We start from the raw sequence: 24,589 nt of genomic DNA, 5'->3' as shown, positions 1-24,589 counted from the left end.
TGTGTTTGGGTTTCGGCTGTCGGGAGGGAAAGGAGTTTTGCAAAGGTCTCAGCTTGTGCCTGAACCGCAGGGGCAGGGCAGGGTGTGGTGTGTGTTCATTTTGTTTGGGAATGCAAATGCCGTCTGAAAGGGCTTCAGACGGCATTGTCGGCACGGCTGTCCGTCAGGGCATCAGCATGCCGCCGTTGACGTGCAGCGTCTGGCCGGTAATGTATTTCGCCTGATCGGAAGCGAGGAACAAAACCGCATCGGCAATGTCTTGCGCGTCGCCGAATCTGCCCAAGGCGGTTTGGGCGGTAAAGGCTTGGCGGGTTTCTTCCGGCAGGGCGCGGGTCATATCGGTATCGATAAAGCCGGGGGCGACGCAGTTGACGGTAATGCCCCGGCTGCCGACTTCGCGCGCCATGGATTTGGAGAAACCGATTAAGCCTGCTTTTGCCGCGGCATAGTTGGTTTGACCGGCATTGCCCATCACGCCGACGACGGATGTGATGTTGATGATACGGCCGGCGCGCTGCTTCATCATGCCGCGCAAGACGGCTTTAGAAGCGCGGAACACGGATTTGAGGTTGACCTGCATGATGTCGTCCCACTCTTCTTCTTTCATGCGCATCAGGAGGTTGTCGCGGGTGATGCCGGCGTTGTTGACCAGAATATCGAGTTTGCCGAACGTTTTTTCGATGTCGGCAATCAGGTTTTCGACGGTTTCGGGTTCGGCGGAATTTAATACGCGGCCTTCGCCGCCCCATTGCGCCAACCGCTCGCTAATCGCCGCCGCACCGCTCTCACTGGTCGCCGTACCGATGACTTTGGCACCGGCTGCCGCCAGTGTGTCGGCAATTGCTGCACCGATACCGCGCGATGCGCCGGTTACCAAAGCGATTTTGCCGCTTAAATCTTGTGTGCTCATATTTTTTCCTTTTTTCCGATAATCGAAAGACTGCGCCGGACGGTGCAGCCCTGTTTGCTGGTTATTCCCACTCGATGGTGGCAGGCGGTTTGCCGCTGACATCGTACACCACGCGGTTGATGCCTTTGACTTCGTTGATGATGCGGTTGGACACGCGTCCGAGCAGTGAGTAAGGCAGTTCTGCCCAGTGTGCGGTCATGAAGTCGCTGGTGATGACTGCGCGCAGTGCGACGACGTAGTCGTAAGTGCGTCCGTCGCCCATTACGCCGACGGATTTCACAGGCAGGAATACGGCAAATGCCTGGCTGGTCAGGTCGTACCAAGATGTGCCGTTTTCGTCGGTGGTGTTGCGTAATTCTTGGATGAAAATATCGTCTGCTTGACGCAATAAGTCGGCGTATTCTTTTTTCACTTCGCCCAAGATGCGCACGCCCAAACCGGGGCCGGGGAACGGATGGCGGTACACCATTTCGCGCGGCAGACCCAAAGCAACGCCCAGTTCGCGCACTTCGTCTTTAAACAAGTCGCGCAAAGGCTCAAGCAGCTTGAGCTTCATGTTTTCAGGCAGGCCGCCGACATTGTGGTGCGATTTGATGGCGTGGGCTTTTTTGGTTTTCGCGCCTGCGGATTCGATTACGTCAGGGTAAATCGTGCCTTGCGCCAGCCATTTGGCGTTGGTGAGTTTTTTCTCTTCGGCATCAAATACTTCGATAAATTCCGCGCCGATGATTTTGCGTTTTTTCTCGGGGTCGGTCACGCCGGCGAGTTTCGCCATAAACTGCCCTTCGGCATCGACGTGAATCACTTTCACACCCAAGTTGCGGGCGAACATATCCATCACCATTTTGCCTTCGTTCAGGCGCAACAAACCGTGATCGACGAACACGCAGGTCAGTTGGTCGCCGATGGCACGGTGAATCAGCGCGGCCGCTACGGAAGAGTCCACGCCGCCGGACAAACCTAAAATCACTTCGTCGCTGCCGACCTGTTCGCGGATTTTGGCAACGGCTTCTTCGATGTAGTTCGGCATCGTCCAGCCCGGTTGCGCGCCGCAGATGTCCAAGACAAAGCGGTTCAACAGGGCGCGACCTTGTTTGGTGTGGGTAACTTCGGGGTGGAACTGGATGCCGTAGAATTGTTTTTCGGTGTTTTCCATCATGGCAATCGGGCAGGACGGAGTGTCGCCGATGACGGCGAAACCGTCGGGCAGTTTGGACACTTTGTCGCCGTGGCTCATCCATACGTCGAGTGTGTTGGGCGCGTCGTCTTGAATGCCGCGTGTCAGTCCGCTGTCTATGGTTTTAACTTGCGCATAACCGAATTCGCGCTGGTTGCCGGGCTGCACTTCGCCGCCCAAGTGGTGCGCCATAAACTGCATTCCGTAGCAGATGCCCAAAACCGGAATGCCCAAATCAAAGATGCCGGTATCGGCTTGATAGTCGGATTCGTAAACGGAATTGGGGCCGCCGGAGAGGATGATGCCTTTGGGGTTGAAGGCTTTGATTTCGTCCAAAGGCATATCGAAGGAATGCAGTTCGCAGTAAACGTGGGCTTCGCGCACGCGGCGGGCAATCAGCTGGGTAACTTGAGAACCGAAGTCGAGGATGAGGATTTTGTCTTGGGTCATAATGGGTTTTACGGTGATTGAAGATAATCGGATGGGTCGGCGGATATGATGCCGTCTGAAGGGGTCGGAGCGATTGTACCATTTCAGACGGCATTTTGTTTATGCCGTCCGGACGGCGGCATCTTTGTTTGAGATATTGCGTAACATCGTGTAGTAGCCGTTTTGGGACATCAGTTGTTCGTGTGTGCCTTGTTCGATGATTTTGCCGTCGTCCATTACGATGATGCGGTCGGCCCCTTCGATGGTGGTCAGGCGGTGGGCGACGATGATGCCGGTGCGGTTTTCCATCAGGCGTTCGAGCGCTTGTTGGACGAGGCGTTCGGATTCGTTGTCTAATGCGCTGGTGGCTTCGTCCAATAATAATATCGGCGCGTCTTTCAAAATGGCGCGGGCAATGGCGACGCGTTGCCGCTGTCCGCCGGATAAGTTGCTGCCGTTCGATCCGATGGGCTGGTGCAGTCCGAGCGGTGATGCGTCGATCAGGCTTTGCAGGTTAGCGGCTTGGAGGGCGGATAGGACTTCGGATTCGCCCGCGTCGGGACGGCTGTAGCGGACGTTTTCAAACAGGGTGTCGTCAAACAGGAATACGTCTTGGGAGACGAGGGCGAATTGGGCGCGCAGGCAGTCGAGTTTGATGTCGGCGATGTCGATACCGTCTATGCAGATGTTGCCGGCAGACGGTTCGACAAAGCGGGGCAGCAGGTTGACGACGGTGGATTTGCCGCTGCCGGAACGTCCGACCAGGGCGACGCGTTCGCCTTGTCTGATGTCGAGGTTGAAGCCGTCGAGGGCTTTGATGCCGTCCGAACGGTATTCGACATCGACGTTGCGGAAGCTGATGCGCCCTTCGACACGCTGCGGTGCGAGCGTGCCTTTGTCCTGTTCGGGCGGGGTGTCGAGAAATGCACATACGCCGTCGGCGGCGAGGAACATCGTCTGCATAGGGATGCTAATGTTGGCAAGGCTTTTGATGGGGGCGTACATTTGCAGCATCGCGACGATGAATGCCATAAATTCGCCGATGGTGGTGTAGCCGTTTTGGCTTTGCCACAGGGCGATGAAGATGACGACGGCGAGGGCGATCGAGGCGATTAGTTCGCTGAACGGGGAATGTGCCGCCGTTGCCTGCGTGATTTTTTTGCTGAGGCGGACGATGGTGCGGTTGATCGCGTCGAACCGGTTTGCCGCCTGCGCCTGCCCGTTGAACAGCTTGACGACGCGGTGTCCCTGATGGGTTTCGGCAATCACGTTGTTCATCGTGCCTATGCTTTTTTGCGAGTCGGAAATGACGTGTTTCAGACGGTCGCGGTAGTAGCGCGAGAGCAGGGAGAGCAGGGGGAACATCAGGACGACGATGAGGCTGAGCTGCCAGTTGAGGTAAAGCAGGACGATGGTCAGGCCGGTAACGATCATCGTGTCGCGCGTGAGGACGGTGAAGATGTCGCTGGCGTTACTGACCGACTGTTCGGTCAGGTTGAGCATATTCATCAGTACGGTGCCGGACGGCGTTTCCTGATGGTAGCGGGAGGAAAGGGTCAGCATTTTGGCAAACATATCTTTGCGGATTTTGCTGATGGTCATCACGGAGACCCAAGTCATCAGATAGGTGCTGGTAAAGCGGCAGATGCCACGGATGACGACGAGGATGATGAGGAAGAGCGGGACGGTCCAGATTTTGTTTTCCGTCCCCCAAACCATATAGGTAAACTGTTCGCGCCAGTTTTGCAGGGTGGAAATGATGCCGGCGGCGGCAGACAGCTCGGGCGGCGCGGCAGGTGCGGAAAAGCCGTGGTTAATCAGGGGGGCGATGAAGGCGGCAAGGTAGCTTTCGGTGGCGGCAACGCCGAAAATGGCAATCAGGGCGGCAACGATGCGGATTTTGTAGGGGCGGACGTACGCCATCAGGCGCATAAAGCTGCGCGCGTCTTCTTTTTTAAACAGTCCGAAAGTCAGTTTTTCTATCATATCGGTAGGGCGGGAACTGCAACGGCAGCCGCTGTCGGTGGTTTGGTCGGGATGGATTATAGCGTAAATACGGGGCTGCCGCCGTTCGGACGTGAAAAGCAGCCTGAAGAGGGCAGGCTGCTTTTTGCGGAACGAAGTCAGTGTGCTTCGATAAAGGCGGCAATCTGTCCGGCATCGGTCAGCGCGCTGCACGCGGCGGCTTTGTTGATGCGTTTTGCCAAACCTGCCAGAACTTTGCCCGGGCCGCATTCGGCGGATTCGGTGATGCCGTCTGAAACAAGGGCGTTGACGGTTTCCGTCCAGCGTACGGGGCTGTAAAGCTGGCGGACGAGCGCGTCTTTGATTTTGTCGGCATCATCGTAGGCGGCAACGTCGGCGTTGTGGATAACGCGGATTTGCGGCTGTTTGATTACAACCGATTTCAGGGCTTCGGCAAGTTTTTCGGCGGCGGGTTTCATCAGGCTGCAATGGGAAGGTACGGACACGGGCAGCGGCAGGGCGCGTTTGGCACCGGCTTCTTTGGCGGCGGTCATGGCGCGCTCGACGGCGGCGGCGTTGCCTGCAATCACGATTTGTCCGGGTGAGTTGAAGTTGACGGCTTCGACCACTTCGCCTTGGGCGGCTTCGGCGCAAATGGCTTTAACCTGCTCATCTTCCAAGCCGAGAATCGCCGCCATTGCGCCCACGCCTTGCGGTACGGCGGACTGCATCAGTTCGGCGCGCAGGCGCACGAGTTTGACCGCGTCGGCAAAATTCAATGCGCCGGCGGCAACGAGTGCGGTGTATTCGCCGAGGCTGTGTCCGGCAACGGCGGCAGGCGTTTTGCCGCCCGCTTCTAAATAGGCGCGGTAAACGGCAACGCCGGCGGCGAGCATGATGGGCTGGGTATTGACGGTTTGTCCGATGATTTCGGCATCGCTGCCGTTAATCATCGCCCACAAGTCCTGCCCCAATATGGCGGAGGCTTCGGCAAAGGTGTTTTTGACGATGGCGTGTTCGGCAAAGCCGTTCATCATACCGAGGCTTTGGGAACCTTGTCCGGGAAAAAAGAAGGCAAAAGACATAGTATTCCTTTGTTTGGTTGGATAATCAGGTATTCTGCCCGAGTTTTACGAAAAATTCAGGCGGGACAAAATAATATAGTGGATTAAATTTAAATCAGGACAAGGCGACGAAGCCGCAGACAGTACAAATAGTACGGCAAGGCGAGGCAACGCCGTACTGGTTTAAATTTAATCCACTATAAATCAGGATGAGGGTCGCCAGGACATTACCTGAAACAGTCAGACGGAACAGCACAACAAAACGCTTTTTCGCCGTTTTATGCCTGAATATCCTGCTGCCCAAGTATGCGCCCGCCCAACCGCCGAACAAGGCAGGCAGCAGCAGGCGGTGTTCGGGAATGCGGCGTTTTCCCCGCACGGCACGCCGTTTGTCGATGCCGTAAAGTGCAAACGCATAGAGGGACAATATTGCGTAACACGCGCCCAATACGGGGAGGCGCAGCGAAACGGCAGACAGAAATGCCGCACACGCAATTGGTTTGAAGAAAGCCTGCCGCTTCATGATATGGGAAATGCCGTCTGAAAACCTGCTTCAGACGGCATCGGGTTCAATATTGCAACAGCACCGCGCCCCACGCGAAACCACCGCCGATGCCTTCGAGCAGCAGGTTTTGACCGCGTTTGATTTGTCCGCTGCGGATGCCTGTATCCAAAGCCAGCGGAATCGAGGCGGCGGACGTGTTGCCGTGGTCTTGGACGGTCAGGACGACTTTGTCCATACTCAGCCCCAAATGTTTCGCGGTCGATTCGATAATGCGGCGGTTTGCCTGATGCGGCACGATCCAGTCGATTTGAGCGGCGGTGTAACCGGCTTCTTCGATAACGTCATCGGCGATTTTGGACAGCATTTTGACGGCAAACTTGAACACGCCGGGACCGTCCATCGAAATGTACGGCGAACCGGAAACTTTGCCGCAGGCGATTTGCCCGGGGACGTTTAAGAGTTTCAGATAATTGCCGTCGGCTTTGAGTTTGCTGTGGATGATGCCCGGTTTGTCCGCCGCGCTCAAAACCACCGCGCCCGCGCCGTCGCCGAACAATACGCAGGTTGTGCGGTCGTTCCAGTCTACAATGCGACTGAAGGTTTCCGCGCCGATGACCAGCGCGTTTTTTGCCATGCCGCTTTTGATGTAGGCGTTTGCCGTGGTCAGCGCGTACATAAAGCCTGCGCACACTGCCTGTACGTCAAACGCGGGACAGCCGTTGGTGATGCCCAATTTTTGCTGCACGATGGTGGCGGTAGAAGGAAACTGCATATCCGGCGTTGCCGTCGCCACGATAATCAAATCGATTTCGCCGCTGTCTAATCCGGCTGCATCCAGCGCGCGGCGGGCTGCTTCGGCGGCAAGATCGCTGGTTTTCTCATTTTCGGCTGCAATATGGCGGAACTTGATGCCCGTGCGCGCGGTAATCCACTCGTCAGAGGTATCTACCTTTTGGGCAAGGTCGTCATTGCTGACGCGGTTGGCGGGAAGATAGCTGCCCGTGCCGGAAATTTTTGCATACTGCATGGGAACGGCCTTTTTAGAGAGTTGGTTCAGATTCGGCTATTGTAAGCGAAAAACCGATGATTGCCCAATACGGGCAGGGTGCAAATGACGGAAACAGGGATGGGGGTGTGGTTTGGGATACAGATGGTTTTCAGATGCAGATTGCCGTGGACGGGCAGGGCGGGGTTGCCGATACGCTGTGTTAAGCGAAGGAAATGCCGTCTGAAAACCAAACATGCTTCAGACGGCATTTTGATTGTTGGGTTTCCATCAAATTATTGGTGCCGGTGTTTGTTTTTGTATCATAAATTCAGAAATTATATTTTGAATTGTAGAAATATTTTTAGAGATATGCTCAATAGGGTAGGAATCTCCCCAAATTTCCATTGTATTTCCACTATAATTTTCCGTTTTAAGGTGTTTGACTTCAATATCCCCGCCTTCTAAAATTGTTTGAATCATTGGCAAATAATATCCTTTTTCAAAATAGATAGTTAATTCGGTATTGCCAAATTCCGGCTCGGGGATGATTCTGAAAACAAGGACGCCGGCTTTTTTCTCAAAATTTGATATGGAAAAAAAGTGATTGATTTCTTTAATGCCAGGATTTTCCAAAACGGGGATTTGGATTCGTTCTCCATTATCTGTAATAAAAAATCCGCCAAAAACAACCGTTGATGTTTTCATGTTTATCATCCCGTTGATTTTATTGGATAATCTAACGTACTTTCTGTCCTAAATTCCTTGTCAATAAAAGAAATTTCTTGGGATTCTTGTTCCGTCAGCCGGATATCGAAATCTTCAATATAAGTACACAGGATTTCAAAAGCCAAAAAACGTTCCGAATAATGAATATAATCCAATGCGGATTCAATCAGACGGGCATCAAGCCTGCCTTCAAGGGATTTTCCTAACTTCATCATCCGTTTGTCTAGAGCTTTCATCCGTTTTTCTAATGTCTTCATTTTTCAAATACTCCTTATTTTACAGGGAAGTATTTGGGAAGTGCCGGACAGGCGCATCGCCGTCCGCGCCCGCAGGTTTGGTGCGGGCGGATGCCCCGTCTGAAAGGGGCGGGGGCGTTCGGACGGCATCGCGCGTGTTACAAGTCGGCGGCGATTTCGTTTTGGACGGCTTTGGCAGCTTCGAGTGCGGCGAGCTGTTCGGCTACGCCTTGTTCGATTTTGGAAAGGCTGGCAGACTTGGCTTCATGGTAGGCTTCTTCGAGGGCATAGCGGAAACCGGTTTCGTCTGTGCCGCCGTGGCTTTTAATCACGATGCCGCGCAGCCCGAGCAGGATGGCCCCGTTGAATTTGCGCGGATCGAGTTTGTTTTTCAGCCCTTTGAGGGCGGGCAGGGCGGCAACGGCGGCAAGTTTGTTGAACAGGTTGCTTTGGAATTCGCGGCGGATGGCTCCGCTCATGAATTTGACCGCGCCTTCGATGGTTTTGAGCATGACGTTGCCGACAAAGCCGTCGGCGACGACGACATCTGCTTCGCCGTACAGGATGCCGTTGCTTTCGATGTTGCCGATAAAGTTGAGTTTGCTGTTTTGCAGCAGTTTGTAGGTTTGTTTGACGGTGTCCGTACCTTTGATGTCTTCCGTGCCCACGTTGACCAGCCCGACGCGCGGCTGTCCTTTTTGAGGATGGAGTGCGTGGACGAGTTCGCTGCCGATAACGGCAAATTGGGCGAGCTGTTCGGGCGTGCAGTCGACGTTCGCGCCGAGGTCGAGTGCAAGGGTAACATGGTCGGTGTCGGACGGGAGGAATTTGGCGATGGCGGGGCGTTCGATGCCGGGTATGGTCTTGAGGACGAAACGTGCGGTTGCCATGAGCGCGCCTGTGTTGCCTGCGGATACGGCGGCTTGGGCTTTGCCTTCTTTAACTTGGTTGATGGCGACGCGCATGGAGGAGTCTTTTTTGTTCTTTAGGGCGGACTGAGGGGATTCATCCATGCCGACAACTTGGGTGGTATGGCAGATGTCGATGCGTTCCTTCGGTGCGCCTGCCGCGGTCAGGGCTTGGCGCAGTTGCGTTTCGTCGCCGGTCATAATCAGGCGGACATCGGGGTGTGCTTGGAGGAATGCGGTTGCGCCGGGTACGGTAACGGCAAGTCCTTGGTCGCCGCCCATGGCATCTACGGCAAGTGTAATCATAGGGTTCTCCGGTAGGTTTTCGGTCTGCGGCAGGGGTCGTGCGGGCTTCAGACGGCATCGGTTCGGAAAATATGCCGTCTGAAAGGGTCAGCCTCGGCCGGCCTCGGCAAGGCGGTTGTGTTCGTCGATGTCGAGTGCGTCCCACGGATAGTTGATCCACCAGTCTTCTACGGTGATGCCGCTGAAATAGGGAATGCCTTCGGGGATTTTGCCTGCTTTGGCTTTGATTTTTTCGTGCAGTACGGCGACGCCGATCGTACCGAAGTCTTCTTTGAGCAGCTCTGTCAGGCAAAATTCCATGGTTACGCGGCTGTCGTCCACTTCATCGACGACGAGTACGTTTTTGCCCCGCAGGGCTTCTGGAACGGGGTCTAGCCATTGGACTTTTTTGACTTCTTCGGTAACCTGTCCTTCGTTGTCGCTGTCGTAATAGGCGGTGGTTACGGCATAAATCGGAATTTCCAGAAAACAGCGCAGCATACGTGCCGGAATAAAGCCGCCGCCGCCGATGGCAATCATGGCATCGTATTTGATGTCGGCGTTCCGGATTTTTTCTGCCAATGCTTTGATGACGCGGTGGATGTCATCGTAGGTGTACCAGATTTTCTGTTTCATCGGAATTTCCTTGGTGGTTGGGGCTTTTGGAATATTTTCACGGGGTATTATACGGAACGCTTTGCCCCTGTGTGTTGACGTATGGCGAAAGTTTGGACGGATGGTGCGTCCAATGCAAAAAAAGCCAGTAATTGCATGGCAATGTTCTGGCTTTTTCAGTCAGTCGAATAGGGATTATTCGCCTTTGGCTTTGACCACTTTGCGGCCGCGGTACATACCGTTGGGGGAGATGTGGTGCGGGCGGTGTACTTCGCCGGTTGTGCTGTCGACAGACAGTGCAGGCGCGGTCAGCGCGTCGTGCGAACGGTGCATACCGCGTTTGGAAGGGGATTTTTTGTTTTGTTGAACGGCCATTTCAAGCTCCTAGATAAATAAACTGTGTCCTAATTAACTGCTTTTCAAACCTGCCAAAACAGCAAAGGGGTTGGGTTTGTCCCGATTGACTTCTTCCAGTGTCCCATTGTCGCCGCAGTCTTCGTGTCGCGGCGAAAAGGGCAGGGACATCAGGATTTGGTCTTCTACCAATGTGCGCACGTCGAGTTCTTTTTCAATCAGTATGCCTTCGAGTTCTTCGTCGGCAAGCATGGATTCGTCCAAGGACTCTTCGTTGGAAAACAGGACGATACGGCTGCTTTCATCAAGCATGAACGGCATGGGTTTGATACATCTCTGGCAAATCAGGGGCATATCGGCTTTGACGTTCAGGTCGAGGAACAGGCGTTGCAGCCGATCGCGACCGCCGGTCAGTGTAAACGATATTTTGGTCTGCCTGTCGGCGGGATAATCGTGCGAACTGACGCGTTCATCCAATTCTTCCAGCAGAAAACTGCCTTGCAGATTCTGCCCTTCGGCGGCGAAAATTTCCGGGTCAATCAAATTAGGGTCTGACATAAACGAGATATGATATAATTTAGATGTTCTAACGTCAATATTTTTAAGAAAAATGTTGCGGTACGCCGAAGGCGGGTATCCGTGTTTCGGCGCATGGCTGGATTTTACCGCCCCTTCGGGCGTGTTTTCAACGGTAAGGAGGATGGGATGGGTTTGGAACTGCCTTTGATTTTGGGTACGAGTTCGGTTTTCCGCCGCGAACAGATGGAAAGGCTCGGCATTGCCTTTCAGGCGGCGTCCCCCGATTTTGACGAAACGCCGATGTTGGGGGAGTCTGCCCCTCAGACGGCATTGCGCCTTGCCGAGGGTAAGGCGCGGTCGTTGGCCGGGCGTTTCCCAGAGGCGTTGATTGTCGGTGCGGACCAGGTGGCGTGGTGCGACGGCAGGCAGTGGGGCAAGCCGATGAACCTTGCTAATGCGCACAAGATGTTGATGCATTTGAGCGGCAGGGAGATTGAGTTTTACAGCGCGGTCGTTCTGCTAAATACGGTTACGGGCAGGATGCAGCGGCATATCGATAAGACGGTGGTCGTGATGAGGAAGTTGGACGAGCTACACATCCTCCGCTATTTGGAGCGCGAGCCTGATGCGGTTTATTGCTCGTGTGCGTTGAAGAGCGAGGCTTTGGGTGCATTGTTGATCGAAAGGATTGAGAGTACCGATCCGAATGCTTTAATCGGTTTGCCGGTTTTCCGTCTGGTTGATTTTTTGAAAAATGAGGGCGTGGAGGTTCTGTAACTGCCCGTTTATGCCGTCTGAAGGGTTCAGACGGCATTTTTAACCGATGAGTGAGGGAATGGTGTCTCCTGTTTTGTATTTGATTCCTACGCCTTTGGGTACGCCCGATACGCCGTGCCTGTTGCCGCATGAACAACGGGCGGTTGTCGGGCTGACGGATTTTGTCGTGGAAGCGGAAAAAACGGCGCGCGCGCATTTGAAACATTTGGGCGTGACTACGCCTATCCGCGAGCTGAATCTGCAAACATTGAATGAACACACGGATTTGAAGACTTTGCCGGAATTGCTGAAACCTTTGCAAGAAGGGCGCAGTATAGGCATTGTCAGTGAGGCGGGTTGCCCGGCTGTGGCTGATCCGGGTGCGAATTTGGTGGCATTGGCGCATAAACACGGTTTTGAAGTACGGCCTTTGGTCGGTCCGTCCAGCTTGTTGCTGGCGCTGATGGCTTCGGGTGCGAATGGGCAGAGTTTTGCGTTTAAGGGTTATTTGCCGTCTGAAAAAAATGAGCGGATTCAGAGTTTGAAGGCTTTGGAACAACGTTCGCGCCAGCAGAATGAAACGCAGCTGTTTATCGAAACGCCATATCGCAACGATGCGTTGTTGGCGGATGCGGTGGAAAACCTGCATCCTGAAACGCGCTTATGTGTGGCTACGGACTTGACCTTACCGACTCAGGAAATCATCAGCCAGACGATTGCTCAGTGGCGAAAAAGAAAAGAAATGCCGAATTTGAAAAAACGCCCGACGATTTTTGTGATGTATGCGGGTTGAAGATTTCCGTCCCGATAGGGGGTGGACAATAAAAATGCCGTCTGAACAGGTTTCAGACGGCATTTTTCATGCTGCGGCATTTAGGAAACGACTTCGCCTTGGGCGCGTTGTTTTTCGATGCTGCGGTTGATGTGCCATTGCTGGGCGATGGTTAAGAGATTGTTGACCACCCAGTACAATACCAGACCGGCAGGGAAGAAGAAGAACATGACGGAGAAAATCAAAGGCATGATTTTCATCATTTTCGCCTGCATCGGGTCGGTCGGCGGCGGGTTCAGATAAGTTTGGGCGACCATCGTTGCCGCCATAATGATGGGCAGGATGTAGTAGGGGTCGGCGCGGCTGAGGTCGGTAATCCAACCCAGCCAAGGTGCCTGGCGCAATTCTACGGAGGCGAACAATGCCCAATACAATCCGATGAAGACGGGGATTTGCAACAGCATAGGCAGGCAGCCGCCCAGCGGGTTGATTTTCTCGTCTGTGTAAAGCTGCATCATCGCCTGTTGTTGCGCCATACGGTCGTCGCCGTATTTCTCTTTGATGGCTTGCAGTTTGGGTGCGGCGGCACGCATTTTCGCCATAGAGCGGTAAGAGGCGTTGGTCAATGGATACAGTACGGCTTTGACGATGATGGTTAAAACGATAATCGCCCAGCCCCAGTTGCCGATGATGTTGTGCAGTTGGTTCAAAAGCCAAAAGAGGGGGGAGGCGAACCAGTGTACTTTGCCGTAGTCTTTGGCCAGTTGCAGGTTGTCGGCGATGTTTGCGATGACGGATGTGGTCTGCGGGCCGGCGTAGAGGTTGACGGCGGTTTCGGCTTTCGCGCCGGCCGGGATGGCGGCAAGGGGAACGCTGACGCTTGCGCTGTACAGCTTGTCGTTGCGGCGTTTGATGTCGATGCTGCATTCGCCTGCGGCGCAAACGCTTTGTCCGCCTTTGGGTTGGAGGATCCAGGTGGACATGAAGTGGTGTTCGATCATACCGAGCCAGCCGGTCGGGGTTTTGCGGATGTATTCGGCTTCGGATTTGCTGGATTTGGCATCGTCGTCCAAATCGGAAAAGCTGACTTTTTGGAAGTTGCCTTCAGGGGTATAAACAACAGGGCCGACGTAAGAGTGGGTAAAGTAACCTTGACCCTCGGGTTCGCTGTGGTCGCGGACGATGCGGTAGTCTGCGCTCAGGTTGGCGGTTTGACCGCTGCCGTTGGCGATGTCGAAGCGGACGTTGACCAGATAGCTGCCTTTGGTGAAAGTATAAACTTTGTCGATTTTCAGACCGCGTGTTTCAGGTGCGCTCAGGCGGACTTCAACTTTGTCGCCTTCCAAGCTGTACTGTTTTTTCGGTGCGCTAAAGCCGATGCCTTTTAGAATGTTGTTGCCCTGCGCGTCCAAAAGTTCGGATTGGGCGACGTAGGTGTATTCTTTGCCGTCGCCAAACAGGATGAACGGTTTATTTTCGTCGCCGGTTGCTTTGTATTTGAGCAGGGTCAGCCGGCGCAGGTCGCCGCTTTTTTCATCAATGACGGCTTGAACCGTGTCGGTCGTTACGGTAATCGGCGTTGCGGGCGCGAGCGCGGCTTCGGCGGAAGCGGTTACGGCCTGTTGTTGTGCTGCCTGTTGGGGCGCGGGGACGGGCTTCGGAGTGGGGAACATCTTTTCCCAGCCGATCATAATCACCAGCGCGATGGCGAAAAACGCCGTGAGTCTTTTAAAATCCATATAGAGTTTCCTGAATGGTCGGAAATGCCGCAGGTTGCGTGTTCCGATAGACGGGGAATAAGGGCGGGCTTCATACCCGACGGTCGTGCCGCCAGCCCGAAGTTTCAGACGGCATTATATAGAAACCGATGGGAAATAAAAGGAAAGCGTGCAGTTCGGGCGGCGGGGCGGTTCAGGGGACGGGGTCGTGTCCGTGTCCGCCGAAAGGGTGGCAGCGTGCAATGCGCTTGATGGCGAGCCGGCCGCCTTTGAATGCGCCGTATTTTTTGACCGCTTCGACCGCGTATTGCGAACAGGTCGGCGTATAACGGCAGCGCGGCGGAATCAGCGGGCTGATGCAATATTGGTAGAACCGTATCAGTCCCAGCAGGAGTTTGGACAATAGGAAGTTCATCGGGATGTTCCTTGTATGGGAAACCCGTTGCCGTCTGAACCTTGCCTGCAGAGTACCGTTCTGATCATGCCTGTTTCCTGCATCCGGTTGCGGGGTTGCCGAACATGAGTTGTGCCAGTTCCGCCCTTGCCTGTTTTGCGGTAGCCCTGTCGAATTTACGGCGGACGCGCACGACGAAATCCTGCGGCGGCAGCCGGTTTTTGTTCAATCTGAACCAGTCGCGGATGACGCGCTTCATATAATTTCGTTCGTTGGCGCGTTTGGCGGTTTTTTTGCCGACCACCAGACCGATGCGGGGATGGTCCAGCCCGTTGCCGTTTGAACGCGAAACTTGCAGCAGGTCGCGGCTGCGGCGGTTTCTGAATGCAAAAACGGATGAAAAATCATCCGTTTTTAACAAGCGGTACTGCCTTCCGAAGCGGTAGTCCAAAATTATACCGCCAGGCGTTTGCGGCCTTTGGCACGGCGTGCGGCCAATACTGCGCGGCCGCCGCGTGTTTTGGAGCGCACCAGGAAGCCGTGGGTGCGTTTGCGTTTGGTAACGGAAGGTTGATAAGTGCGTTTCATGATGTTTCCTAAAATAGAATGGGTAGATAATTAAACCGTGAATTACACTCCAATTTGCCGCTTTTGTCAATCAATATAGAAACTTTGCAGGAAGATTGCCCGATTGCCTGCGGATTTTCGCCGCCTTTCTGTGGATAAATTTTTGCACGGGTTGTGGATAAAATATTCGTGAGTCGGTATAATCGGGCAGTCGCGTTTTGAACCGATGTGCGTTCAACAGATTTGTTTTCTTTTTGAAAATATTATATTTTCTTTGTTTTCGATTTCATTTTTACCGATTCGAGCCTATCCATGACATTAGCAGAGTTTTGGCCGCTGTGCCTCCGCCGTCTTCACGATATGTTGCCTCAAGGGCAGTTTGCGCAATGGATTGCGCCCCTTACCGTCGGTGAGGAGGGTGGCGTATGGGTGGTGTACGGCAAGAACCAGTTTGCCTGCAATATGCTCAAGAGCCAGTTTGCCGGAAAAATAGAAGCGGTGAGGGAAGAGTTGGCTGCCGGCCGTTCCGCCTTCGTATTCAAACCGGGAGAAGGCGTGTGTTATGAGATGGCGGCGGTTGAAGGTGCTGTCGAACCTGCCGAGCCGTCCTTGCACGCGGGGTCGGAGGAGATGCCTGTGCAGGAGGTTCTGTTGGACGAGCTGCCGTCTGAAGAGCCTGTCAAACCCGCTGCGTCGAAAACGGCGGCGGATATTTTGGCAGAACGTATGAGAAACCTGCCGCACGAGCCGCGTCAGGCTGCCGGGTCTGCTTCCCGGCCGGAATCGGCGGCAGTTGCCAAAGCACGGACGGATGCACAGCGCGATGCGGAAGAGGCGCGTTACGAGCAGACCAATCTGTCGCCGGACTATACGTTCGACACATTGGTCGAAGGTAAGGGCAACCGCCTTGCAGCTGCCGCCGCGCAGGCGATTGCGGAAAGTCCGGGACAGAGTTATAACCCGTTCTTCCTCTATGGCAGTACGGGTTTGGGTAAAACCCACCTTGTGCAGGCGGTCGGCAACGAACTGTTGAAAAACCGTCCCGATGCCAAAGTGCGCTATATGCATTCGGACGACTATATCCGCAGCTTTATGAAGGCGGTTCGCAACAATACCTATGACGTATTCAAGCAGCAATACAAGCAATACGACCTGCTGATTATCGACGATATTCAGTTTATTAAAGGAAAAGACCGTACGATGGAAGAGTTTTTCTATCTGTACAACCATTTCCACAACGAGAAAAAACAGCTGATCCTCACTTGCGATGTTTTACCCGCCAAAATCGAAGGCATGGACGACCGCCTCAAATCCCGTTTTTCATGGGGACTGACTTTGGAACTCGAGCCGCCCGAATTGGAAATGCGCATCGCCATTTTGCAGAAAAAGGCGGAAGCGGCGGGCATCAGTATTGAAGACGAAGCCGCGCTGTTCATTGCCAATCTGATCCGTTCCAACGTGCGCGAGCTTGAAGGCGCGTTTAACCGTGTCGGAGCGAGCAGCCGCTTTATGAACCGTCCCGTCATCGACATCGATTTGGCGCGTACCGCTTTGCAGGACATTATTGCCGAGAAGCATAAGGTCATTACCGCCGATATCATTATTGATGCCGTTGCCAAATATTACCGCATCAAAATCAGCGACGTACTCGGCAAAAAACGCACGCGCAACATTGCCCGTCCGCGCCAGGTGGCGATGAGCCTGACCAAAGAACTGACCACTTTGAGCCTGCCGTCTATCGGCGATTCGTTTGGCGGGCGCGATCATACGACCGTTATGCACGGCATCAGGGCAGTGGCGAAACTGCGCGAAGAAGATCCGGAATTGGCTCAGGATTATGAAAAGCTGCTGATTCTGATTCAAAACTGATGGAAAACGTTTTCAGACGACATGATATTGCCCATGCCGTCCGAAGGGTAAAGATATAGCGGATTAACTTTAAACCAGTACGGCGTTGCCTCGCCCTAGCTCGAAGAGAACGATTCTCTAAAGGTGCTAAGCACCAAGTGAATCGGTTCCGTACTATCTGTACTGTCTGCGGCTTCGTCGCCTTGTCCTGATTTAAATTTAATCCACTATACAAACCGATTTAAAGGAGCGAACATGTTGATTTTACAAGCCGAACGCGACAGCCTGCTCAAGCCGCTGCAAGCCGTTACCGGCATCGTCGAACGCCGCCACACCCTGCCCATCCTGTCCAACGTCCTGATTGAGGGAAAAGGCGGTCAGACCAAACTCTTGGCAACCGATTTGGAAATCCAAATCGACACTGCGGGTCCCGAGGGCGGCGCGGGCGACTTCCGCATCACCACCAATGCCAAGAAATTTCAGGATATTTTACGGGCACTGCCTGCCGGTGCGCTGGTGTCGCTGGATTGGGACGACAGCCGTCTGACGCTGAAAGCGGGCAAATCGCGTTTTGCCCTGCAGACCCTGCCTGCCGCCGATTTTCCGATGATGAATGTCGGCGAGGACATCAGCGCGACTTTCTCGCTGGAGCAGGAGCGTTTCAAAACCATGCTGTCGCAAGTGCAGTACAGCATGGCGGTGCAGGACATCCGCTATTATCTCAACGGTCTGCTGATGCAGGTTGAGGGCAGCCAGTTGCGCCTTGTGGCGACCGACGGACACCGCCTTGCCTATGCAGCCTGCGCGATTGATGCGGATTTGCCGCGCGCCGAAGTGATTTTGCCGCGCAAAACGGTGCTGGAACTGTTCAAACTGTTGAACAACCCCGACGATCCGATTCAAATCGAGCTGCTGGACAAACAGGTGCGTTTCCAATGCAACGGCACGACCATCGTCAGCAAGGTCATCGACGGCAAATTCCCCCATTTCAACCGCGTCATCCCTTTGGACAACGACAAGATTTTCGTTTTGTCCCGTGCCGAACTTTTGGGCGCGCTGGAACGTGTGTCCATTCTTGCCAACGAAAAATTCCGTGGCGCGCGCCTGTTCCTGCAACCCGGCCTGTTGAGCGTTGTGTGCAGCAACAACGAGCAGGAAGAAGCGCGCGAAGAAATCGAAATCGCCTATCAGGGCGGCGAACTCGAAGTCGGTTTCAATATCGGCTATCTGATGGACGTGTTGCGCAACATCCATTCCGACGATATGCAGCTTGCCTTCGGCGATGCCAACCGCTCGACGCTGTTTACCGTGCCGAACAATCCGAATTTCAAATATATTGTGATGCCGATGCGGATTTGACGGTTTTCCGGAACACGATGCCCGTATTGGAGATATACCCCGAACCGTGCAGACGGATTCGGGGTTTTGTTCGGCTGTCGGAAAGGTAATGCCGTCTGGAATGCGGCGGATTGGGGTTGGGAGCGTATAGGGGAAGTGCTTGTGCAGGAATGGCGAAGGTGTGTTTTTGACTCCGGTCCGCCCTGTTTAGATTGCTGTAAAACCATGCCGTCTGAAACGGAAAGGTTTCAGACGGCATGGTTTTTGATTGGGGCGGTGCGGGTCAGCCTCCGAGCAGTGTCCACAAATCGTTTTGCAGGTCGGCTTCGGATTCGCCCTCGGCGGGCGCGGCGCGGATATAGCCGCCGTCGGGCTGCATCAGCCACGCGTGCGTATTGTCTGCCAATGCCATTTCCAAACCTTCGCGGATGACGCGTTTTTTGAGTTCGGGCGCGGTAATCGGCGCGGCGGTTTCGATGCGGCGGAAGAAGTTGCGCCCCATCCAATCCGCGCTGGAGATAAAGGTATCGTCCGCGCCGTTGTTGTGGAAGCAATACACGCGCGCGTGTTCGAGCTGCCTGCCGATGATGGAGCGGACGCGGATGTTTTCGGACAAGCCTTTTACACCCGGGCGCAAGGTGCACATACCGCGCACAATCAAATCGATTTGTACGCCTGCCGCGCTTGCCCGATACAGGGCTTCGATGACGGTCGGTTCGATGAGCGAATTCATCTTGGCGGTAATCCGCGCCGGTTTGCCGGCTTTTGCGTGTTCGGTTTCGCGTGCGATGCGGTCGATAACCATTTTGTGCAGGGTAAACGGGCTTTGGTAGAGTTTGTTCAGCCGCCCGGGTTTGCCCAAGCCTGTGATTTCCATAAACAATGTGTTCACATCGGCGGTGATTTGTTCGTCGGCGGTAATGATGCCGAAGTCGGTGTAGATGCGCGATGTGCCTTGGTGGTAGTTACCCGTGCCGAGGTGGGCGTAACGCTTGAGTACGCCGTCTTCGCGGCGGATGACCAGTGCCATCTTGGCGTGGACTTTGTAGCCGAACACGCCGTACACGACGTGCGCGCCCGCCTCTTCGAGCTGCTTCGCCCAGTTGACGTTGTTGGCTTCGTCAAAACGCGCCATCAGTTCGACGACGACGGTTACTTGTTTGCCGGCGAGTGCCGCCTTCATCAGGGCGCGGACGAGTTCGGAACGCGTGCCGGTGCGGTAAATCGTCATTTTGACGGCAAGCACGGCGGGGTCGGCGGCGGCTTCGCGCATCATTTCGACAACGGGATTGAAGGATTGGTAGGGGTGGTGCAGCAGGATGGGTGCGCGGCGTATCAGTTTGAATATCGAGCCGTTTTTACCCAAGGCTTTCAACCTGCCTTGTGTATGGGGCGGAAATTTTAAATCAGGACGGTCAACCAAATCGGGGACGGCGTTGAGGCGCACGAGGTTGACCGGGCCTTTGACCTGATAGAGTTCGGCGGCGGTCAGTTTGAATTGCGCGAGCAGAAAGTCGCGGATGTAGGCGGGACAGGTGTCGGCGACTTCGAGCCGCACGCCGTCGCCGTATTCGCGGTCGTGCAACTCGTTTTGAATGGCGGCGCGGAGGTTTTGTACGTCTTCTTCGTCAACGGTCAAGTCGCTGTCGCGCGTGAGGCGGAACTGGTGGCAGCCTTTGACGTTCATGCCCGGGAAGAGTTTGCCGACGTGGGCGTGGAGGATGGACGACAGGAAGACGAAGCCGTGTCCGCCGCCACACAGTTCGGACGGCAGGGGAACAACGCGCGGCAGGATGCGCGGTGCCTGCACAATCGCCATCCCCGAAGGCCTGCCGAACGCGTCCGTGCCGTCGAGTTCGACGGCGAAGTTGAGCGATTTGTTCAGCGGTCGCGGGAAGGGGTGGGACGGGTCAAGGCCAATGGGGGTCAGAATCGGCAACAACTCACGGTCAAAATAGTCTTCAATCCATTTTTTCTGTGTGTCTGTCCAATTGCGGCGGCGGTAAAAATGGATGCCTTCCCGCGCCAACTCGGGCTGAAGGACGTTGTTGAACAGGTCGTACTGGTGCCGTATCAGGGAGCGCGCCGCTTCGGTAACGTCGGCGATGGTTTCAGACGGCATTTTGCCGTTGTCCAGCCTGCGCCGGGGGTGCAGCTTGTTTTCACGTTTGAGCCACGCCATGCGGACTTCGAAAAACTCGTCGAGGTTGGATGAAACGATGCACAGGAAGCACAGGCGTTCCAAAAGGGGGACGTTTTGGTCTTCCGCCTGCGCCAACACGCGGCGGTTGAATGCCAGCAAGCTCAGTTCGCGGCAGAGGATGCGGTTTTGTTCGGGCATAAGGTTCTCCCAAAGATGGTTGTTGTTCGGTCGGAGCGGGCAGGCAATGCCGTCTGAAGGCTTGGCGGCATCTGCGCCGGTTTCAGACGGCATGACGTGGCGGACAGTCTGTTTCAGGCATCGGGGCAATGTGAAAACAGATACCGGCGCGTGCGGTATCCGTCTGTTTCAAATCACTTCCAACACAAAATAATGACGCAGTTTTTCGTACACCGCATCGCTGACGTTGATGCAGCCGTTGGTCATAATCCTGTCGGACACGGACGGGGAGGCGATGCGTTCGTTCCGCCTTTCCGACGGTATCTGATTCCAAACGCGGTGCAGGGCGAAAAGAAAATCACCCTCCTGCTTGAAACCGATGACTTCGCCGCCGTATCCGGGCTTGTCGGTACTGTTCAGCGTCAGCCCGAACGTCCCCTTGGGCGTGGCAACACCGATGAGGACGGGGTGGCACTGACGGTCGTCAGCGAAACAGAGTTCCGCTTTGGATGTATCGACGATGACTTTTTTCTTTTGGATATAGGCATTGACCGCATCCGGCTGCCCCTGTGCATATACGGGGGCAACCATCGATAGGTCGCACAATATCCCTAAAAGCAGGCGCAACGGCATAGCGGCTTATTGGCGGATGCGTTTGGGTTTGGCGGGCACGATTTCGCGGATGATGACTTGCGGCTCGGCTTTGGGTGCGGGCGGCGGACAGGCGGCATCTTTCGGGAAGACGGGGTTCCAGTAGAAGCTGCGGGCAAATTTGTCTTTATCGAAAATAATTTTGTATTGACAGGTGGTAATGCCTTCTACGCCGGAAGTGTTTTCAGGGTCGATGCCTACGCCCGGGGTGTGGAAGTGGAACAGATAATCCCATTCGCGCACGCCGTACATACCTTCGTCGTAATGCGGACGACCCAGGATTTTGTAGATGTCGTCTTTGGTCAGACCGGGACGCATCAAGTCCAATTCGTCATAGGTCGGGAATGTACCGCGATTGTTGTCGAGCGTTACGGAATAGGGTTTCGGGAAAACCGGATTGTCGGTCGTTCCGTCGGCTTTGACGTTGCTTTTGGTTGCGCAGGCAGACAGAACGCCCGCCGCCAATACTGCCAAGCCCGGTTTGACGATTTGTTTGATTTTCATATGCAGAATCCTCTTTTACCCGATGCCCGTCTGCCTTTTGTTCGGAAGAGCCGCATCAGGAGAGTTTTAAACATTTGATTTTGGTTTGTAATATTAGCATAAAAAACGTGCGTATCAGTAAACGCGGTGTATTTGTACGGCATACGGAATGATGCGCGTGCGAATTTACGCATCCTGCCGGCAATTTGCCGATTCGCCGACATCGGCAACCTGTTATAATTCCTCCTTTAAATTCCTAACGTTTTCAAGCGAAAAACAGAATGACCATGCAAGAACATTACCAACCCGCCGCCATCGAGCCTGCGGCGCAGAAAAAATGGGACGACGCCCGTATTTTCAACGTCTCCGAAGACGCTTCCAAACCCAAATATTATTGCCTCTCCATGTTCCCCTATCCCAGCGGCAAGCTGCACATGGGGCATGTGCGCAACTACACCATCGGCGATGTATTGAGCCGCTTCAAACTTTTAAACGGCTTCAACGTCATGCAGCCTATGGGTTGGGACGCGTTCGGCATGCCGGCGGAAAACGCGGCGATGAAAAACAACGTCGCCCCTGCCGCTTGGACGTACGATAACATCGAATACATGAAAACCCAGCTCAAAAGCCTGGGTTTTGCGATTGACTGGGCGCGCGAAACCGCAACCTGCAAACCCGAATACTACCGCTGGGAACAATGGCTGTTTACCAAGCTGTTTGAAAAAGGCATCGTCTATCGCAAAAACGGCACGGTGAACTGGGACCCGGTCGACCAAACCGTCCTTGCCAACGAGCAAGTCATCGACGGACGCGGCTGGCGTTCGGGAGCGTTAATCGAAAAACGCGAAATCCCGATGTATTACTTCAAAATCACCGATTACGCCGAAGAGCTGCTCAACGACTTGGACAAACTGGAACACTGGCCTGAACAAGTCAAAACCATGCAGCGCAACTGGATCGGCAAATCTCGCGGTATGACCGTGCGCTTCGCCGTTTCAGACGACAGCAAACAAGGCTTGGAAGGCGATTACGCGAAATTCCTGCAAGTTTACACCACCCGCCCCGACACGCTGATGGGCGCGACTTATGTTGCCGTTGCCGCCGAGCATCCGCTGGCAACCGCCGCAGCCGCCGACAAACCCGAATTGCAGGCATTTATTGCCGAATGCAAAGCCGGTTCGGTTGCCGAAGCTGATATGGCGACGATGGAGAAAAAAGGCGTGCCGACCGGCCGCTACGTCGTCAACCCGCTCAACGGCGACAAGCTGGAAGTGTGGATTGCCAACTATGTATTGTGGGGCTACGGCGACGGCGCGGTAATGGCGGTTCCGGCGCACGACGAACGCGATTTCGAGTTCGCCGCCAAATACAATCTGCCTAAAAAACAAGTCATTGCCGTCGGCGACAACGCATTCGACGCAAACCGATGGCAAGAATGGTACGGCGACAAAGAAAACGGCGTATTGGTCAACAGCGGCGACTTGAACGGCTTGGATTTTCAGACGGCATTCGACGCCGTCGCCGCCAAGCTGCAAAGCCAAGGCGCGGGCGAACCGAAAACCCAATACCGCCTGCGCGACTGGGGCATTTCGCGCCAACGCTACTGGGGCTGCCCGATTCCCATCGTCCATTGCGAACAATGCGGCGACGTACCCGTCCCTGCCGACCAATTGCCGGTCGTTTTGCCTGAAAACGTCGTACCCGACGGCATGGGTTCGCCGCTGGCAAAAATGCCCGAGTTTTACGAAACTGCCTGCCCATGCTGCGGCGGCGCGGCAAAACGCGAAACCGACACCATGGACACCTTCATGGAATCGAGCTGGTATTTCTTCCGCTATATGTCGCCAAAATTTTCAGACGGCATGGTCGATCCTGCCGCCGCGAAATACTGGGGCGCGGTCGACCAATACATCGGCGGCATCGAACACGCGATTTTGCACCTCTTGTACGCGCGTTTCTTCACCAAACTGATGCGCGACGAAGGTTTGGTCAATGTTGACGAACCGTTTGAACGCCTGCTGACGCAAGGCATGGTCGTTTGCGAAACCTACTACCGCGAAAACGACAAAGGCGGCAAAGATTGGATCAACCCCGCCGATGTCGAGCTGACTTTTGACGACAAAGGCCGCCCTGTTTCCGCCGTCCTGAAAGTCGACGGACTGCCCGTCGTCATCAGCGGCACGGAAAAAATGTCCAAGTCCAAAAACAACGGCGTCGATCCGCAAGAACTGATTAACGCCTACGGCGCAGACACCGCCCGCCTGTTCATGATGTTCGCCGCACCGCCCGAACAGTCCCTCGAATGGAGCGACAGCGGCGTCGAAGGCGCGCACCGCTTCCTGCGCCGCCTGTGGCGTACCGTTTACGAATACTTGAAGCAAGGCGAAGCAGTCAACGCGTTCGCAGGCAGCCAAGACGGTTTGTCTAAAGAACTCAAAGACCTGCGCCACAAACTGCATTCCACTATCGCCAAAGTCAGCGACGACTACGGCCGCCGTCAGCAGTTCAACACCGTCATCGCCGCCGTGATGGAACTGCTCAACCAATACGACAAAACCGACACCGGTGGCGAACAAGGCCGCGCCGTCGCCCAAGAAGTATTGGAAACCGCCGTACGCCTGCTGTGGCCCATCGTGCCGCACATCTGCGAAACCCTGTGGAGCGAATTGAACGGTGCGAAACTGTGGGAAGCAGGCTGGCCGACAGTCGACGAAGCCGCCTTGGTCAAATCCGAAATCGAAGTCATGGTTCAAGTCAACGGCAAACTGCGCGGTAAAATCACCGTCGCCGCCGACGCATCCAAAGCCGACCTCGAAGCCGCCGCACTCGCCACCGAAGGCGCGGTGAAATTCATGGAAGGCAAACCGGCGAAGAAAATCATCGTCGTACCCGGACGCTTGGTGAATATCGTCGTCTAAACCGCTCTTAAGGTTTAGCCATACGGATAAAGGCCGTCTGAAAACTGGGAAACAGGGTTTCAGACGGCCTTTTTAAGGCAGATTGGGTTGTCCGCATGACAGACCTCAAATATAGCGGATTAACTTTAAACCAGTACGGCGTT

26 protein-coding genes are annotated in these 24,589 nt (G+C 54.7%); 5 read left to right on the top strand and 21 right to left on the bottom strand.

Annotated features, from left to right (window positions below):
* Positions 1-163: 163 nt before the first annotated feature.
* From fabG to HMPREF2959_RS08095, 13 genes are all read right to left on the bottom strand, one after another.
* On the bottom strand, positions 164-910 hold the full coding sequence (fabG, locus tag HMPREF2959_RS08155; protein ID WP_002224105.1) for a 3-oxoacyl-ACP reductase FabG: 747 nt from the start codon (positions 908-910) through the stop codon (positions 164-166).
* 61 nt (positions 911-971) lie between these two features.
* On the bottom strand, positions 972-2,537 hold the full coding sequence (gene guaA / locus HMPREF2959_RS08150; RefSeq protein ID WP_002243870.1) for a glutamine-hydrolyzing GMP synthase: 1,566 nt from the start codon (positions 2,535-2,537) through the stop codon (positions 972-974).
* A gap of 99 nt (positions 2,538-2,636) precedes the next feature.
* Positions 2,637-4,502, bottom strand: a complete 1,866-nt coding sequence (msbA, locus tag HMPREF2959_RS08145; protein WP_002243869.1) for a lipid A export permease/ATP-binding protein MsbA — start codon at positions 4,500-4,502, stop codon at positions 2,637-2,639.
* Positions 4,503-4,639: 137 nt separating this feature from the next.
* A complete protein-coding gene (gene fabD / locus HMPREF2959_RS08140) occupies positions 4,640-5,566 on the bottom strand; it encodes an ACP S-malonyltransferase (protein WP_002243868.1) in 927 nt (308 codons plus the stop codon).
* A 94-nt stretch (positions 5,567-5,660) separates the two neighbouring features.
* Positions 5,661-6,068 carry a DUF1294 domain-containing protein gene (locus HMPREF2959_RS08135; RefSeq protein ID WP_002243867.1) on the bottom strand — a complete coding sequence of 136 codons (408 nt, stop codon included), beginning with the start codon at positions 6,066-6,068 and terminating at the stop codon, positions 5,661-5,663.
* Positions 6,069-6,114: 46 nt separating this feature from the next.
* Positions 6,115-7,077 carry a beta-ketoacyl-ACP synthase III gene (locus tag HMPREF2959_RS08130; protein WP_002218026.1) on the bottom strand — a complete coding sequence of 321 codons (963 nt, stop codon included), beginning with the start codon at positions 7,075-7,077 and terminating at the stop codon, positions 6,115-6,117.
* 26 nt (positions 7,078-7,103) lie between these two features.
* Positions 7,104-7,307 (bottom strand): hypothetical protein, encoded by a 204-nt coding sequence (locus HMPREF2959_RS08125; protein ID WP_070696666.1) that lies wholly within the window; start codon positions 7,305-7,307, stop codon positions 7,104-7,106.
* 19 nt (positions 7,308-7,326) lie between these two features.
* The gene (locus tag HMPREF2959_RS08120; protein ID WP_083314165.1) at positions 7,327-7,743 is read right to left on the bottom strand and encodes a DUF6911 family protein; all 417 of its coding nucleotides are present in this window, start codon (positions 7,741-7,743) and stop codon (positions 7,327-7,329) included.
* A gap of 5 nt (positions 7,744-7,748) precedes the next feature.
* Entirely contained in the window at positions 7,749-8,021 is a 273-nt protein-coding gene (locus tag HMPREF2959_RS08115; RefSeq protein ID WP_002234335.1) for a MafI family immunity protein, read from the bottom strand.
* Positions 8,022-8,158: 137 nt separating this feature from the next.
* The gene (gene plsX / locus HMPREF2959_RS08110) at positions 8,159-9,214 is read right to left on the bottom strand and encodes a phosphate acyltransferase PlsX (protein WP_070696662.1); all 1,056 of its coding nucleotides are present in this window, start codon (positions 9,212-9,214) and stop codon (positions 8,159-8,161) included.
* Positions 9,215-9,301: 87 nt separating this feature from the next.
* Positions 9,302-9,829 carry a phosphoribosyltransferase gene (locus HMPREF2959_RS08105; RefSeq protein WP_002219854.1) on the bottom strand — a complete coding sequence of 176 codons (528 nt, stop codon included), beginning with the start codon at positions 9,827-9,829 and terminating at the stop codon, positions 9,302-9,304.
* A gap of 174 nt (positions 9,830-10,003) precedes the next feature.
* Complete coding sequence (gene rpmF, locus HMPREF2959_RS08100; RefSeq protein WP_002214744.1) at positions 10,004-10,183, bottom strand: 50S ribosomal protein L32; 180 nt, start codon at positions 10,181-10,183, stop codon at positions 10,004-10,006.
* A gap of 33 nt (positions 10,184-10,216) precedes the next feature.
* Positions 10,217-10,720 (bottom strand): YceD family protein, encoded by a 504-nt coding sequence (locus tag HMPREF2959_RS08095; RefSeq protein ID WP_002223065.1) that lies wholly within the window; start codon positions 10,718-10,720, stop codon positions 10,217-10,219.
* Positions 10,721-10,867: 147 nt separating this feature from the next.
* Between HMPREF2959_RS08095 and HMPREF2959_RS08090 the strand changes: the two genes are divergently transcribed.
* Together HMPREF2959_RS08090 and HMPREF2959_RS08085 are read left to right on the top strand one after the other, a co-directional pair.
* Entirely contained in the window at positions 10,868-11,458 is a 591-nt protein-coding gene (locus HMPREF2959_RS08090; protein ID WP_002223064.1) for a Maf family protein, read from the top strand.
* Between the two features lie 46 nt (positions 11,459-11,504).
* On the top strand, positions 11,505-12,230 hold the full coding sequence (locus tag HMPREF2959_RS08085; protein WP_014582274.1) for an SAM-dependent methyltransferase: 726 nt from the start codon (positions 11,505-11,507) through the stop codon (positions 12,228-12,230).
* 80 nt (positions 12,231-12,310) lie between these two features.
* Here HMPREF2959_RS08085 and yidC read toward each other — a convergent pair whose 3' ends face one another.
* The 4 genes from yidC to rpmH form a co-directional block, all read right to left on the bottom strand.
* Entirely contained in the window at positions 12,311-13,948 is a 1,638-nt protein-coding gene (gene yidC, locus HMPREF2959_RS08080; protein ID WP_002243863.1) for a membrane protein insertase YidC, read from the bottom strand.
* A gap of 172 nt (positions 13,949-14,120) precedes the next feature.
* Positions 14,121-14,342, bottom strand: coding sequence for a membrane protein insertion efficiency factor YidD (gene yidD / locus HMPREF2959_RS08070; RefSeq protein WP_002214730.1), 222 nt, complete (start codon positions 14,340-14,342; stop codon positions 14,121-14,123).
* Between the two features lie 64 nt (positions 14,343-14,406).
* Positions 14,407-14,772, bottom strand: a complete 366-nt coding sequence (gene rnpA, locus HMPREF2959_RS08065) for a ribonuclease P protein component (protein ID WP_002224103.1) — start codon at positions 14,770-14,772, stop codon at positions 14,407-14,409.
* Between the two features lie 2 nt (positions 14,773-14,774).
* Positions 14,775-14,909 (bottom strand): 50S ribosomal protein L34, encoded by a 135-nt coding sequence (rpmH, locus tag HMPREF2959_RS08060; protein WP_002214728.1) that lies wholly within the window; start codon positions 14,907-14,909, stop codon positions 14,775-14,777.
* 291 nt (positions 14,910-15,200) lie between these two features.
* On the opposite strand from rpmH, the gene dnaA reads away from it, so the two are divergent.
* Positions 15,201-16,757 (top strand): chromosomal replication initiator protein DnaA, encoded by a 1,557-nt coding sequence (gene dnaA, locus HMPREF2959_RS08055; RefSeq protein WP_002243862.1) that lies wholly within the window; start codon positions 15,201-15,203, stop codon positions 16,755-16,757.
* Positions 16,758-16,991: 234 nt separating this feature from the next.
* A complete protein-coding gene (gene dnaN / locus HMPREF2959_RS08050) occupies positions 16,992-18,095 on the top strand; it encodes a DNA polymerase III subunit beta (protein WP_002243861.1) in 1,104 nt (367 codons plus the stop codon).
* Here dnaN and HMPREF2959_RS11345 read toward each other — a convergent pair.
* The 4 genes from HMPREF2959_RS11345 to HMPREF2959_RS08035 all read right to left on the bottom strand — a co-directional run bounded on the left by HMPREF2959_RS11345 (position 18,064) and on the right by HMPREF2959_RS08035 (position 21,549).
* Positions 18,064-18,333, bottom strand: a complete 270-nt coding sequence (locus HMPREF2959_RS11345; protein WP_002218013.1) for a hypothetical protein — start codon at positions 18,331-18,333, stop codon at positions 18,064-18,066. The two genes, dnaN and HMPREF2959_RS11345, sit on opposite strands and share 32 nt — an antisense overlap.
* Positions 18,334-18,357: 24 nt before the next feature.
* On the bottom strand, positions 18,358-20,415 hold the full coding sequence (ppk1, locus tag HMPREF2959_RS08045) for a polyphosphate kinase 1 (protein WP_002236163.1): 2,058 nt from the start codon (positions 20,413-20,415) through the stop codon (positions 18,358-18,360).
* 168 nt (positions 20,416-20,583) lie between these two features.
* On the bottom strand, positions 20,584-21,027 hold the full coding sequence (locus tag HMPREF2959_RS08040; RefSeq protein WP_002241966.1) for a hypothetical protein: 444 nt from the start codon (positions 21,025-21,027) through the stop codon (positions 20,584-20,586).
* 6 nt (positions 21,028-21,033) lie between these two features.
* Complete coding sequence (locus tag HMPREF2959_RS08035) at positions 21,034-21,549, bottom strand: outer membrane protein assembly factor BamE (RefSeq protein WP_002214698.1); 516 nt, start codon at positions 21,547-21,549, stop codon at positions 21,034-21,036.
* A 266-nt stretch (positions 21,550-21,815) separates the two neighbouring features.
* Between HMPREF2959_RS08035 and leuS the strand changes: the two genes are divergently transcribed.
* Complete coding sequence (leuS, locus tag HMPREF2959_RS08025; RefSeq protein ID WP_002243860.1) at positions 21,816-24,446, top strand: leucine--tRNA ligase; 2,631 nt, start codon at positions 21,816-21,818, stop codon at positions 24,444-24,446.
* Positions 24,447-24,589: the final 143 nt, after the last annotated feature.

It is taken from the genome of Neisseria sp. HMSC070F02, from assembly GCF_001814225.1.
In the GTDB taxonomy this organism is placed as follows: domain Bacteria; phylum Pseudomonadota; class Gammaproteobacteria; order Burkholderiales; family Neisseriaceae; genus Neisseria; species Neisseria meningitidis.
Note: the sequence above shows the minus strand (reverse complement) of the source record. Positions and strands in the feature narration are given on the sequence as shown.

Bases quoted from the DNA above. Each gene is read 5' to 3' on its own strand.
- fabG (WP_002224105.1), bottom strand. From the start codon at position 910: ATGAGCACACAAGATTTAAGCGGCAAAATCGCTTTGGTAACCGGCGCA.
- guaA (WP_002243870.1), bottom strand. From the start codon at position 2,537: ATGACCCAAGACAAAATCCTCATCCTCGACTTCGGTTCTCAAGTTACC.
- msbA (WP_002243869.1), bottom strand. From the start codon at position 4,502: ATGATAGAAAAACTGACTTTCGGACTGTTTAAAAAAGAAGACGCGCGC.
- fabD (WP_002243868.1), bottom strand. From the start codon at position 5,566: ATGTCTTTTGCCTTCTTTTTTCCCGGACAAGGTTCCCAAAGCCTCGGT.
- HMPREF2959_RS08135 (WP_002243867.1), bottom strand. From the start codon at position 6,068: ATGAAGCGGCAGGCTTTCTTCAAACCAATTGCGTGTGCGGCATTTCTG.
- HMPREF2959_RS08130 (WP_002218026.1), bottom strand. From the start codon at position 7,077: ATGCAGTATGCAAAAATTTCCGGCACGGGCAGCTATCTTCCCGCCAAC.
- HMPREF2959_RS08125 (WP_070696666.1), bottom strand. From the start codon at position 7,307: ATGCCGTCTGAAGCATGTTTGGTTTTCAGACGGCATTTCCTTCGCTTA.
- HMPREF2959_RS08120 (WP_083314165.1), bottom strand. From the start codon at position 7,743: ATGAAAACATCAACGGTTGTTTTTGGCGGATTTTTTATTACAGATAAT.
- HMPREF2959_RS08115 (WP_002234335.1), bottom strand. From the start codon at position 8,021: ATGAAGACATTAGAAAAACGGATGAAAGCTCTAGACAAACGGATGATG.
- plsX (WP_070696662.1), bottom strand. From the start codon at position 9,214: ATGATTACACTTGCCGTAGATGCCATGGGCGGCGACCAAGGACTTGCC.
- HMPREF2959_RS08105 (WP_002219854.1), bottom strand. From the start codon at position 9,829: ATGAAACAGAAAATCTGGTACACCTACGATGACATCCACCGCGTCATC.
- rpmF (WP_002214744.1), bottom strand. From the start codon at position 10,183: ATGGCCGTTCAACAAAACAAAAAATCCCCTTCCAAACGCGGTATGCAC.
- HMPREF2959_RS08095 (WP_002223065.1), bottom strand. From the start codon at position 10,720: ATGTCAGACCCTAATTTGATTGACCCGGAAATTTTCGCCGCCGAAGGG.
- HMPREF2959_RS08090 (WP_002223064.1), top strand. From the start codon at position 10,868: ATGGGTTTGGAACTGCCTTTGATTTTGGGTACGAGTTCGGTTTTCCGC.
- HMPREF2959_RS08085 (WP_014582274.1), top strand. From the start codon at position 11,505: ATGAGTGAGGGAATGGTGTCTCCTGTTTTGTATTTGATTCCTACGCCT.
- yidC (WP_002243863.1), bottom strand. From the start codon at position 13,948: ATGGATTTTAAAAGACTCACGGCGTTTTTCGCCATCGCGCTGGTGATT.
- yidD (WP_002214730.1), bottom strand. From the start codon at position 14,342: ATGAACTTCCTATTGTCCAAACTCCTGCTGGGACTGATACGGTTCTAC.
- rpmH (WP_002214728.1), bottom strand. From the start codon at position 14,909: ATGAAACGCACTTATCAACCTTCCGTTACCAAACGCAAACGCACCCAC.
- dnaA (WP_002243862.1), top strand. From the start codon at position 15,201: ATGACATTAGCAGAGTTTTGGCCGCTGTGCCTCCGCCGTCTTCACGAT.
- dnaN (WP_002243861.1), top strand. From the start codon at position 16,992: ATGTTGATTTTACAAGCCGAACGCGACAGCCTGCTCAAGCCGCTGCAA.
- HMPREF2959_RS11345 (WP_002218013.1), bottom strand. From the start codon at position 18,333: ATGCCGTCTGAAACCTTTCCGTTTCAGACGGCATGGTTTTACAGCAAT.
- ppk1 (WP_002236163.1), bottom strand. From the start codon at position 20,415: ATGCCCGAACAAAACCGCATCCTCTGCCGCGAACTGAGCTTGCTGGCA.
- HMPREF2959_RS08040 (WP_002241966.1), bottom strand. From the start codon at position 21,027: ATGCCGTTGCGCCTGCTTTTAGGGATATTGTGCGACCTATCGATGGTT.
- HMPREF2959_RS08035 (WP_002214698.1), bottom strand. From the start codon at position 21,549: ATGAAAATCAAACAAATCGTCAAACCGGGCTTGGCAGTATTGGCGGCG.
- leuS (WP_002243860.1), top strand. From the start codon at position 21,816: ATGCAAGAACATTACCAACCCGCCGCCATCGAGCCTGCGGCGCAGAAA.